This is a genomic window from Pseudonocardia halophobica, assembly GCF_050948485.1.
In the GTDB taxonomy this organism is placed as follows: Bacteria; Actinomycetota; Actinomycetes; order Mycobacteriales; family Pseudonocardiaceae; genus Pseudonocardia; species Pseudonocardia halophobica.
Genome location: NZ_CP192046.1, coordinates 5,603,747 through 5,615,269, shown reverse-complemented (window position 1 = coordinate 5,615,269; position 11,523 = coordinate 5,603,747). Strand labels below are relative to the sequence as shown.

The window sequence follows — 11,523 nt, the reverse complement described above, 5'->3', positions numbered from 1 at the left end:
CGGCGTGACGCAGGAGCCGCTGGCGTTGTCCCGCACGGCGCGGACCCGGCTGCGCCGCGAGGAGATCGTGACCACCGCCGCGCGGACCTTCGCCGACCGCGGGTACGCCCACGTCGGCATGCGGGACATCGCCGACGCCGTCGGCATCCGCGGGGCCAGCCTCTACCACCACTTCGCGGCCAAGGAGGAGATCCTCTACGCGGTCTGCCTGACCGTCACGCGCGAGCCGTGCGAGGAGAACCTGCCCCTGCTCGACGCCGCGGGCACGCCCGCCCGCCGGATGGCGATGCTGGTCCGGGCGCACCTGCGGCACCTGTACCGGCGGCGGGTCGAGCACCTCGTCGGGCTGCACGAGATGGCGTCCCTGAGCCCGGAGCACCGCGCGGAGATCGACGGGCACCGCCGCTACTACCAGCGGCGGGTCCGGGACGTGATCACCGCGGGCATGCGGTCCGGCGAGTTCACGGTGCCCGACGCGCAGCTCGCCGCGTTCGGGGTGCTCGACATGCTCAACGGCTTCAGCGGCTGGTTCCGCGAAGACCGCGGCCTCTCCCTCGACGACGTCGTCGAGGGCTACGTCGAACTCGTCGTGGGGCGGATGCTCGGGGGGCGCGGGGACCTCGACTAGAACCGTGGTGGCCGGATCGACACAGCCCGCGCCGCGGCTCGGGCGCGGGCGTGGGGGTTGGCCGGGGCCCACGCGCCCGATCACGGCACCGAGCCGGTCGGCCGCTGATCGCCGCCGTGGACGCCACCTGGCCTCAGGACGAAAGATCCGAGCTGAGAAGGTACCGGCTGCTCGTGCCTCAGGCTCAGTCTTACTTCGCCAGTGTGTGAGGGCCTGGCGATGTTCACTCGCCGAAGACCTCCGCGGCGATGCCATAGCTTTCGAACGCGCGCGCAGCGCCCGCGTAGACGCTGAGCTGAATGAACGCCTCGACGATTTCCTCCTTCGTGACGCCGTTGTTCAGGGCGATGCGGAGCTGTCCACGAAGGGGCTCGCGAACCCCGAGCGTGGCCGCGATTGCGACCGAGATGAGTGCGCGGGTGCGGGTGTCGAGGTGTTCGGTGCGTGGCCATGCTGCACCAAATGTCTGTACGGTTGCGATGCGCTTGAAGTCTGCAGCGTTCGGCGGTTCAGCGTCCGTCGTGCCGAGGAAGCGTTCGAGGCGGAAGCCGAGCATTCGCTCAGCTTCGTCGGCGCGGCGGCGTACTGAGGGTCGTTCTGTTCGATGCTCATCAGACACTCCCGTCGAGCAGCTCTGGTCAAGTCAGGTTGGGATAGAGCGTTGCCACACCGCCGGCGAGGCCCGCGCGGATGGCGTTGCTCTGCTCGTCAGCGAGGATCTCGAACGCGTCGGCCTCGATCCCATCCACGGCGAGCCGCGCGATGTTCGACGGGTCCTCCTTCGGAGCGTCGGTGCTCGCCGTGAGGTCGGTGTCCATCAAGCCCACGTGAAGACCCGCCACGCGGGTGCCCTGTCCAGAGAGTTCCTGACGCAGGCCGTCGGTGAGTGACCATTGCGCGGCCTTGGACGCACTGTATCCCCCGACTGCCGGAACGTTGAACCAGGAGAAGGCGGAGAGCACGTTGAGGACGTAGCTCTCGTCGTGCTCTGCAAATTGCGGTGCGAACGCACGGGTGACGGCGAGTGTGGCGAAGAAGTTCGTCTCGAACTCGTGGCGGATGGAGTCGATATCTCCTTCGAGAAGCGTCGCGCCGGTGGCGACCCCCGCGTTGTTGACGAGGATCGAGACACCATTGATCGCGGCGGCAGCTGCCGCGATCGATGCTGGGTGCGAGGGTGCCCCTTCCACAACACCGCGGTCGAGGCGGCGGGAGCCATGGTGGACGCTGCTGCGTTCGTCGAGCGCCACAAGCGGGAACTGACTGCGAATCTGATCGCCACGGCGGACGCCGCCGGAGCCGCCCCGAGGGCCTCGGACGCCAGCTCGCTGTCCTCTTCGAGGGCGCGCGCCCTCGCTACATCTCTCAACGACGCGCAGCCGTTCGAGGATGCACGCGAACTCGCCGTGACACTGATCAACAATGCGATCGGCGCGGTGCCTTCCGGCTGACAGTTGCCCCTTGCGCGTCGCCATCCGGTAAGCGATGGGGTTTCGCCGAGGGCAGGCCAACGGTGCATCGTCGTTCGTGAGAACGAGGCGACTGCAGTTGTGGCGCTTCGGGACGAACGACGCACCGTACGTGTCGACGGCACCATGACGACCGACGACGGCGACACGGCGACACGGCGACACGGCGACACGGCGACCGACAGTGTCTCGCCGGGCATGGCCTGGTCATGCGCTCGCTTTGTCAGGTTGCGCCGCTTCTCGCCCCTGGGTTGCTCGTGCAAGTCCTTCGGGACGCCCCCACTCCTAGCCCAGAGCGGACGTCTACGCGGTCTTCCCCAAGTCGAGGTGCCTGTCCCCCGGGTCGGCGTGACGCTCGACCACCTCGCCGGCGGTTTCGCGGCGCGGCCGCCCACGGTCACGTAGCTCGCGCCCGATCTCCGCCTTCCGGTCACAGTTCCCTCTCGGTCGGCCCCTACCCTCGATGAACCGGCGGTCTGTGCCGAACGAGAACGTCCGCGTGTCGACGGCCTGTGTCACGGTCCACCCACAACGACGGCGACGCACGAGTCCCGCGGGAACGACGTGGCAAAGGAGCTCACGTGGCACTGAGATTCGGGCCGTTTGGCCGCGGATCGGCGTCCCTGATCCCGGGTGGGCTCAGTCGAGCCGGGGCAGCTCCAGGGCCTGCCGGAGCACCGCGACCCGCTCGGCGGCCTCCCGCTTCGAGATCGTGGCGTCCTCGATGAGCGACGAGCCGTGGAAGGTCCCCGGGAACAGGTGCAGCTCCACCGGGACGCCGGCCGTCTGCAGGGCCAGCGCGTAGGCGATGCCCTCGTCGCGCAGCGGGTCGAACGCCATCACCGAGACGTAGGCCGGCGGCAGGCCGCTCAGGTCGGTCGCCCGCGCCGGAGCCGCGTACGGCGGGACCGCGTCCGTGCCCCGCACGCCCTCGCCGAGGTAGGAGTCCCAGCTCACGACGGCGTTGGGCCGGTTCCAGATCGGGGTGTCGGTGAAGGCGCGCATGCTCGGCGTCTCCAGCCGGTCGTCGACCTCGGGGACGCCCAGGTACTGGAAGGCGATCGCCGGTCCGCCGCGGTCCCGGGCCAGCATCGCGAGCGCGGCGCACAGCCCGCCGCCCGCGCTGATCCCGTGGAGCGCGATCCGGTCGGGGTCGACGCCGAACTCCTCGGCGTGCTCGGCGAACCAGACCAGCCCGGCGTAGCAGTCCTCGAGGCCGGCCGGGAAGGGGTGCTCGGGCGCGAGCCGGTAGTCCACGGTGACCAGCACCGCGCCGACGTCCCGGGCGATCGCGATGTTGCTGGCGTGGCTGCCCTCGAGGTCGCCCATGATGAAGCCGCCGCCGTGCACGTCGAAGATGCCCGCCGGCCCCGCGGGCTCGTCGGGCCGGTAGATCCGCAGCGGCACGTCGGGCGCACCCTCGGGTCCCGCAACCAGGATCTCGGTCACCGTCACGCCCGTCTCGTCCGGCGCGGGCAGCTGGGCGCGAAGACCGGTCAGCACGGCACGTGCGGCCGGCAGGTCGCTGACGTCGAGGACCGGCAGCACCGGGATGGCGGCGGCGAGCTCGGGGTCGAAGTCGTACTCGACGGTCGTCACGGTCGGGCCTCCCACGGCATCGGAGTCGGTGACCCGATCATCGTCGCTGATGCGGTCGCCTGCATCCGCCGGAAGCCTGAACGATCGCTCGTGCGGGTACGGCCGGGAGGACCCGGCGCGTGGTCGTGGGCGCCTCTCAGGCCCGGAGGCGCAGGCCCTTCGGGGTGACGCGGAAGCCGGCCTCGGTGAGCACCTCGGCGAGCTCGGAGCCCAGGGCCCCGCCGCCGTCGGCGCGCTCGACCGCGAGTGTGCCGAGCCATCCCTCGTGCACCGCGCCGGCCAGCGCGTGCGCGGCCGCCGACAGCTCGTCGTACTCAGTCGTGAAGGACAGCAGGGACTTGCCGCCGCGCTCGACGTACAGCGCCGGCGCCCCCTCCACCAGCACCACCAGCGCGCCCGCCTTGCGCCCGGGCCGGTGTTTCGAGTCGCCGACGGTCGCCGGCCACGACAGCGCCGCGCCGTACGGCTGGGCCGGGTCGGCCGCCGCCAGCACCACCCGTGACAACCCCGAGCCGCCGCCTGCGTCGTGGGGTGCGCGGCCCGCGCCGGCGAAGTGCCGCCCGTCGGGGTGGGGGCCGCCGCCCTCCTCCGGGAAGCCCTCGGAGCCGTCCGCGGAGAAGTCCTCGAGTCCGCTCGACCGCCCGTCCGCACCGGGCGCGGAGCCGACCGCTGCGGTGCCCGCCGCCGATCCGCTCGCCGCGGGGCTCCCGTCCGGGCTGGACAGGGCCCGGATCCGGTCGATCGCCCCCGGCACGGCGAACTGCGCCGCCCCCAGACCCTCGACGACGTACCCGCGCCGCACCCGCCCGGAGTCCTCCATCGCCCGCAGCACCTTGTAGACCGCGGCGAAGCCGCCGGTGACCCGCTCGGTGCCCAGTGCACCCCGGGTCAGCACGCCGTGCCGTTCGAGGAACGCCTCGGCCCGGGCGTGCGCCCGACGCGTGGGATCCGGCTCGCGGTCCACCGCGAGCGCCCACCGGCCGCCCACCGAGGGCGGCCCCGTGCGGCTCGGCATCTGCGGGCGGCCCGCGCGCAGCTGGGCATACCGCCCGCGGGAGGCGCTGCGCCGGGTCCGGTGCGCGGGCCCGCCGCGGCCGCCGGAGCCCCGCCCGCCACCGCCCAGCCGGGCCCGCAGCGGGCCCAGCGTGTCGTTGGTGAGCAGCCCCGCCCAGACGAGGTCCCAGATCGCGGTGACCGTGGCGTCGTCGGTCGGAGCCTCCTCGCCCTCCGCCACGAGCGTGCGGCCGGCCTGGTCGGCGAGCTGGCGGAAGAACAGAGCGCCGCCGCCCACCGCCGGCTCGCCGAGCTCGGGCAGCCCGAGGGCGGCGAGCAGCGCCCGGTGCAGCGGCGTGCCGGCGACCTCGAGTTCGGGCTCGGGCAGCAGCAGGTCCGCGACGTCGGCCGGGGCCACCGCCAGCCAGCCGTCGCTGCCGGCCAACGGCCCGCACCCGGTCCAGGTGACCTCGCCGGCCGCGGTGAGCTCGTCGAGCAGGGCGGGGGTGTAGCCCGGCAGCCGGGCGGGCAGGATCAGCGACTCCAGTGCGCTCGCCGGCAGCGGTGCCCCGGCCAGCTGCTCGACCACGCCGAGCACGTCCTCCGCGCCGGGGGCACGGCGCATGCGGCCGCGCCGCTCGCCACCGGCGTGGGTACGCACGCCCTGCCACACGGGCAGGAAACGACCCAGCGCGCGCTGCTCCACGGGCTCGACCTCGGCCCGCAGCCGCGCCAGCGAGGCGCGGCGCAGCCGGCGCAGGACCTCGGCGTCGCAGTACTCGACCGAGCCCTCGCCGCCGCCCGCGGCCTGCGGGCGCAGCTCGCCGCGGACCAGCCGTCCGACGCCGGTCAGCCTGTCGAGCACCCCGGCCACCACAGCGACGCCGAGCCCGAACCGGGTCGCGCACTCCGCGGCCGTGAACGGGCCGTGCGTCCGCGCGTACCGCAGCACGAGGTCGCCGAGCGGGTCCGGGACCGGCTCGGTGAAGGTCTCCGGCACGCCGACGGGCAGCGGCGCGCCCAGCGCGTCCCGGATGCGGCCCGCGTCCTCGATCGCGACGAACCGCTCCTCGCCGGCGATCCGCACCCGGATCGCCCGACGCTGCGCCTCCAGCTCGGCGAACCAGGCGGGCTCGACACCGCGGGCCCGACCGTCCGCCTCGGACAGGTCGCCGACGAAGCGCAGCAGGTCGGCCGCGCCCTCCGCGTCGCGCGCGTGCCGGTCCGCCGTCGTGCGCTGCAGCGACGCCTCGACCTCGGCGAGCACCTCGGGATCGAGGAGCTCGCGGATCGCCTCGGATCCCAGCAGCTCGGCGAGCAGTGTGGAGTCCAGCGAGAGGGCGGCGGCGCGGCGCTCGGCCAGCGGTGCGTCCATCTCGTACAGGAACATGCCGATGTAGCCGAACAGCAGGCTGCGCGCGAAGGGCGAGGGCTGCGGGGTGGCCACCTCGACCACCTTGACCTTCCGCGACTCCACGTCGGACATCAGCTCGCGCAGGCCCGGCAGGTCGTAGACGTCCTGCACGCACTCGCGCATCGCCTCGAGCGTGATCGGGAACTGCTCGAACCTGCCCGCGACGGCCAGCAGCTGCGCCGAACGCTGCCGCTGCTGCCACAGCGGGCTGCGCCGCTTCGGGTCGCGGCGGGGGAGCAGCAGCGCCCGGGCCGCGCACTCGCGGAACCGCGAGGCGAACAGCGACGAGTTGCCCAGCTCGGCCACCACGATCTGCTCGACCTCGCCGGGCTCGAGCAGCACGTCCTCGGCGGTGGGCACGACCTCGCCGCCGCTGTCGTCGAGCGCGTCGGGCAGGCGCAGCACGATCCCGTCGTCCGCCCCGGCCGCGTGCACCTCGACCCCGCGCTTCTCCCGCATCCGGGCCGCGATGGCGAGCGCCCACGGCCCGTTGACCTGCGAACCGAAGGGGGAGTGGACCACGAGCCGCCAGTCGCCCAGCTCGTCCCGGAACCGCTCGACCAGGATCGTGCGGTCGCTCGGCACGTGCCGCGTGGCCTCGCGCTGCTCGTGCAGGTAGGAGAGCAGGTTGTCGGTGGCCCACTCGTCCAGCCCGGCCGCGGCCGCCCGGGTGCGGGCCTCCTCGTCCGCCAGCCCGGCCATCTCGCGGACGAACTTCCCGACCGCCCGGCCCAGCTCCAGCGGCCGCCCGATCGACTCGCCCTTCCAGAAGGGCATGCGCGCCGGCTCGCCGGGCGCGGGCGTGACGATCACGCGGTCGTGCGTGATGTCCTCGACCCGCCAGCTCGACGTGCCGAGCAGGAACGTGTCGCCCACCCGGGACTCGTAGACCATCTCCTCGTCGAGCTCGCCGACGCGCGATCCCGCGCCGTCGGCCCCGCCCGGGGTCATGACGGTGAACAGGCCGCGGTCGGGGATCGTGCCGCCGGAGGTGACCGCCAGGCGTTGCGCGCCGGGCCGGCCGCGCAGCTCGTCGGTGACCCGGTCCCAGGTGATCCGGGCCCGCAGCTCGCCGAACTCCTCGGAGGGGTAGCGCCCGGCCAGCATGTCCAGGACCGAGTGCAGCGCCGAGTCCGGCAGGGCGGCGAAGGGCGCGGCCCGGCGGACGACGGCGGCCAGCTCGTCGAGCTTCCAGGGGTCCATCGCGACCATGGCGACGACCTGCTGGGCCAGCACGTCGAGCGGGTTGCGCGGGTAGCGCATGGACTCGATCGCCCCGCCGGTCATCCGCTCGGCGACGACCGCGCACGAGACGAGGTCCCCGCGGAACTTCGGGAACACCACGCCCTGCGACACCGCGCCGACCTGGTGCCCGGCACGGCCGACGCGCTGCAGCCCGGACGCCACGCTCGGCGGCGCCTCCACCTGCACCACGAGGTCGACCGCGCCCATGTCGATGCCCAGCTCGAGGCTCGAGGTCGCGACCACGCACGGCAGCCGCCCGCTCTTGAGCTCCTCCTCCACGAGCGTGCGCTGCTCGCGGGACATCGACCCGTGGTGCGCCTTGGCCACCACCGGCGGTGCGCCGCCGCCCACCCCGGACTCGCCGATCGCCTCGGCGGGGAAGCGGTCGAGCTCGACGGCCTCCCCGGCCTCCTCGACGGCCAGCTCGTTGAGCTTCGCCGTGAGCCGCTCTGCCAGCCGCCGCGAGTTGGCGAACACGATGGTCGAGCGGTGCTCGCGCACCAGGTCGAGCAGCCGCTTCTCGACCGCGGGCCAGATCGAGGGCCGCTGGGCGCCGCCGGCCGCGGACCCGATGACCTCCTCGTCCGCGCTGCCCGGGGCCGGCCGCTCGTCGAGCGCGGCGAGGTCCGGCACCGGGACCTCGACCCGGACCTCGATCGTCTTCGGGGTCTTCGGCTGGACCACCTCGACCGGCCGGGCGCCGGACAGGAAGGTCGACACCTCGTCGAGCGGGCGCACGGTGGCGGACAGGCCGATCCGCTGGGCGGGCTTCTCGAGCAGCTCGTCGAGCCGCTCGAGGGACAGGGCCAGGTGCGCGCCGCGTTTGGTCGCCGCCACCGCGTGCACCTCGTCGAGGATCACGGTCTCCACCCCGCGCAGCGACTCGCGCGCCGCCGAGGTGAGCAGCAGGAACAACGACTCGGGGGTGGTGACCAGCACGTCCGGCGGGGTGCGGGCGAACTGGCGCCGCTCGTCCGCCGGGGTGTCCCCGGTGCGCATGCCGACCGTGATGTCCGGGACGGGGTCCCCGCGCCGCTGGGCCTCCTGCCGCATGCCGGTGAGCGGCGCGCGCAGGTTGCGCTGCACGTCGACCGCCAGGGCCTTCAGCGGGGACACGTACAGCACCCGGCACCGCCGGGTGCGCTCCTCGGGCACCAGCTCCGACGCCAGCCGGTCCAGCGCCCAGAGGAACGCGGCGAGCGTCTTACCCGACCCGGTCGGCGCCACGACCAGCGCGTTGCGCCCCGCCTGGGCAGCGCTCCACGCGCCCTCCTGGGCGGCCGTGGGCGCGGCGAAGGCGCCCCGGAACCAGTCCCGGGTGGCGGGGGAGAAACCGTCCAGCGAGCTCACGGTCCCCATCATGCGCCCGGGCACCGACAGTTTCGCGTCGGCCGAGCACGAGCCGGACCCCGACGGCGCACAGCGCGATGCCGGGGACGGCGAGCAGGACCGGGACCTCGCCGAACATCAGGAAGGTCCAGAGCATCGTCGTCGGTGGGGTCAGGTAGAGCAGCGCGGACACCCGGGTCGCCCCGCTGCGGCGCAGGACCACCAGGTAGGTGCCGTAGCCGCCGAAGGAGGACAGCACCACCACCCACGCCACCGCGCCCCAGAAGCCCGGTTCGGCGGGCGGCTGCAGATGCCCGGCCAGGCCGGCGACGGCGGTGAACAGGACCGCGCCCGTGGTCGACTGCAGCGCCATCGCGGTGAGCGGGCTCTCCGGCGGCCGCATCCGGCGGTCCAGCACCGTCCCGGCCGACAGCGCCAGCATCCCGCCGACCGGGAGCAGGAAGGCCCAGGCCGGGGCGGTGCCCGGGCCCAGGTCGCCCGCCACCACCAGCGCGACCCCGGCCAGCCCGGCCGCCAGCCCGACCCGTTGCCGGGCGGTCGTGCGCTCGCCGAGGAACCGGCCGGCCGCCGTCGCGACGACCAACGGCTGCAGCGCCGCCATCAGCGCCGCGGTCCCCGCCGGCACCCCGAGCCCCACGCCCGTCACCACGCCGCCGAGGTAGAGGACCTGGGTGAGGGTCCCGAGCAGGACCTGGCGGGCGGGCGCCCCGCGCGGGACCCGGCTGCGGCGTACGGCGACGACCAGCCACAACACCGCCGCCGCGATCACGTACCGCCACGCCAGCAACGTGTCCGCCCCGGTGTAGCCGGTCCCCAGCTCGGCCCCGACGAACCCCGAGCTCCAGAACAGCACGAACGCTGCGCCCGCAACCGCGTCTCGTCTCATGGTTTCGAAGTAACCACACCGGTCGGTATACTCGCAGTGTATGAGCACCCCTGCGGGCGAGAAGCTGATCGCGGCGGCCTCCGCGCTGTTCTACCGGCACGGCATCCGGGCCGTGGGCGTCGACCTCATCGCCGAGACCGCCGGCACCACGAAGAAGACGCTCTACGACCGCTTCGGCTCGAAGGACGCGCTGGTCGCGCTCTACCTCGAGCGGCGCACCGGGGTGTGGCAGGAGTTCCTGCACGAGCACATGCGCGGGCGGCCGGTGGAGGACGTGTTCGACGTCCTGGCCCTCTGGCTGCGCGAGCAGGACCGCGGCTGCGCCTTCGTCAACGCCTACGCGGAGATCGGCGGAACCGGGCACCCGGCCGAGCCGGTGATCCGCGCGGAGAAGGAGTGGATGCGGGCGTACCTGGTCGACCGCGCGCGGGAGGAGGGGCACCCGGAGGAAGTCGGCGCCGCGCTGCACCTGCTCTACGAGGGGGCCACGGTGCTCGCGACGGCGGGCGGCGACCCCGACGCGCCGGCCCGGGCCAGGGCGTCAGCGCTTGCGGTTCTGTACCCACCAGCGGATCAGGAGGGTGAGCGCGGCCAGGAGCATCAGCACGACCACAGCCTGGCCGACCGGTGACGACAGGCCGGTGGGATCGGACATACCGGTCAGGGTAGCCACGCCGGCCGCGCGCCGCCGTAGTCCGCCGGTGAGGGCCAGTGCAGCGGCTCGCCGTCGACGGTGCCCGGGGGCGAGGCGAGCGTGAACGGGCCGAGCTCCTCCAGGTAGGGCGCGGGGTCGACCTCCTCGGCACCCGGTTCGGTGCGGGGCAGGGCCTGCAGGAACGCCGCCGTGCCGGCGAGCGCGAGCCGGACGTGGTGGGTCCCGCCGGACCGACGCTGGGTGGCGAGCGCCAGCAGGGCCCCGGCCGCGCCGAGGTAGCCCGTGGCGTGGTCGAGGACCTGGGCGGGCAGGGCGCCCGGAGCGGTGGGGCTGCCCTCGGTGACGCCGATGCCGCAGGCGGACTGCACGAGGCTGTCGAACCCCCGTCGACCTGCCCACGGGCCCGTGTGCCCCCACGCCGACAAGGTGACGACGACGAGCCCGGGATGCCGCGCGGCCAGCTCCTCGGGGGCCAGCCCGAAGCGGTCCAGCGATCCCGGCCGGTACCCCGTCACGACGACGTCGGCGCCGGCGAGCAGGTCCTCCGCAGGCAGCTCGGCGATCGCCGACCGCTTGCCGGACAGCGTGTCCCAGGCCTGCGCGGGCATTTCCGGGCGGTGGGGCGGGTCGAGGCGCAGCACGTCCGCACCGTGCGCGGCGAGGACGCGCGTGGCGACCGGGCCCGCGATCACGCGTGTCAGGTCGAGCACCCGGACCCGGCGGGCCGGTCGTGGCGGCGCCTCGCCCAGCACGCGTCGCTCCACCAGGGGCAGCGCCCGGGCGGCCCGCCCGGCGTCGGTGGCGGCCCACTCCTCCTCGGTCCGGGTGGCCGCGGCGACCCCGCCCGCCTCGTGCAGCGCGGTCTCCAGCTCGACCTTGCGCCAGCCGGCGATCGCGGCCCGCATCTCCTCGAGACCGGCGTCGGGGGTCAGGTCCAGGACCCGCCGGGCCGCGGCCGCGTGCCAGGCGTAGTTCGCGTGCAGCCGCAGCCAGCCGTCGGCGGTCGGGTGGAAGGCGGAGAGGGGGTCGAACGGGTTGCCCGGACTCGCCCCGTTCCGCCGCAGGTACCGCTCGCTGCGCAGCACGACGCCGGCCTGCCGGGTGTCGATCCCGACGGGCCGGGCCGTGTCGGCCGTGGCCGCGAGCAGGGCCGCCCCGATCGTCGCCGTGCCGAACTCGGTCACGGGGAACCGGCTGCTCAGCGTGGGTACGGGCCCGGTCGTGGTGAGCCGGGGGAGCTCCGCGGGGTCGCCGCCGAGCGCGGCCCAGACCTGCTCGATCACG

7 protein-coding genes and 1 pseudogene are annotated in these 11,523 nt (G+C 74.2%); 2 read left to right on the top strand and 6 right to left on the bottom strand.

What is annotated here, in order from left to right:
- The first annotated feature begins 4 nt into the window (after nt 1–4).
- Nucleotides 5–628 carry a TetR/AcrR family transcriptional regulator gene (locus ACQP04_RS26605; RefSeq protein ID WP_433503296.1) on the top strand — a complete coding sequence of 208 codons (624 nt, stop codon included), beginning with the start codon at nt 5–7 and terminating at the stop codon, nt 626–628.
- Nucleotides 629–851: 223 nt separating this feature from the next.
- Here the strand turns inward: ACQP04_RS26605 and ACQP04_RS26600 are convergent, their stop codons facing one another.
- The 5 genes and pseudogenes from ACQP04_RS26600 to ACQP04_RS26580 form a co-directional block, all read right to left on the bottom strand.
- Nucleotides 852–1,184 (bottom strand): carboxymuconolactone decarboxylase family protein, encoded by a 333-nt coding sequence (locus ACQP04_RS26600; protein WP_433503295.1) that lies wholly within the window; start codon nt 1,182–1,184, stop codon nt 852–854.
- A gap of 82 nt (nt 1,185–1,266) precedes the next feature.
- The gene (locus tag ACQP04_RS26595) at nt 1,267–1,878 is read right to left on the bottom strand and encodes an SDR family NAD(P)-dependent oxidoreductase (RefSeq protein WP_433503294.1); all 612 of its coding nucleotides are present in this window, start codon (nt 1,876–1,878) and stop codon (nt 1,267–1,269) included.
- An 858-nt stretch (nt 1,879–2,736) separates the two neighbouring features.
- Nucleotides 2,737–3,696 carry an alpha/beta hydrolase gene (locus tag ACQP04_RS26590; RefSeq protein WP_433503293.1) on the bottom strand — a complete coding sequence of 320 codons (960 nt, stop codon included), beginning with the start codon at nt 3,694–3,696 and terminating at the stop codon, nt 2,737–2,739.
- A gap of 136 nt (nt 3,697–3,832) precedes the next feature.
- Nucleotides 3,833–8,710, bottom strand: coding sequence for an ATP-dependent helicase (locus ACQP04_RS26585; protein ID WP_433503292.1), 4,878 nt, complete (start codon nt 8,708–8,710; stop codon nt 3,833–3,835).
- A 91-nt stretch (nt 8,711–8,801) separates the two neighbouring features.
- Nucleotides 8,802–9,584, bottom strand: a pseudogene (locus tag ACQP04_RS26580) (DMT family transporter); the annotation flags it as partial.
- A gap of 40 nt (nt 9,585–9,624) precedes the next feature.
- On the opposite strand from ACQP04_RS26580, the gene ACQP04_RS26575 reads away from it, so the two are divergent.
- Complete coding sequence (locus ACQP04_RS26575) at nt 9,625–10,215, top strand: TetR/AcrR family transcriptional regulator (RefSeq protein WP_433503291.1); 591 nt, start codon at nt 9,625–9,627, stop codon at nt 10,213–10,215.
- A 29-nt stretch (nt 10,216–10,244) separates the two neighbouring features.
- Here ACQP04_RS26575 and ACQP04_RS26570 read toward each other — a convergent pair whose 3' ends face one another.
- Entirely contained in the window at nt 10,245–11,522 is a 1,278-nt protein-coding gene (locus ACQP04_RS26570) for a CoA transferase (RefSeq protein WP_433503290.1), read from the bottom strand.
- Nucleotide 11,523 lies beyond the last annotated feature (1 nt).

Bases quoted from the DNA above. Each gene is read 5' to 3' on its own strand.
- ACQP04_RS26600 (WP_433503295.1), bottom strand. From the start codon at position 1,184: ATGCTCGGCTTCCGCCTCGAACGCTTCCTCGGCACGACGGACGCTGAA.
- ACQP04_RS26585 (WP_433503292.1), bottom strand. From the start codon at position 8,710: ATGATGGGGACCGTGAGCTCGCTGGACGGTTTCTCCCCCGCCACCCGG.
- ACQP04_RS26575 (WP_433503291.1), top strand. From the start codon at position 9,625: ATGAGCACCCCTGCGGGCGAGAAGCTGATCGCGGCGGCCTCCGCGCTG.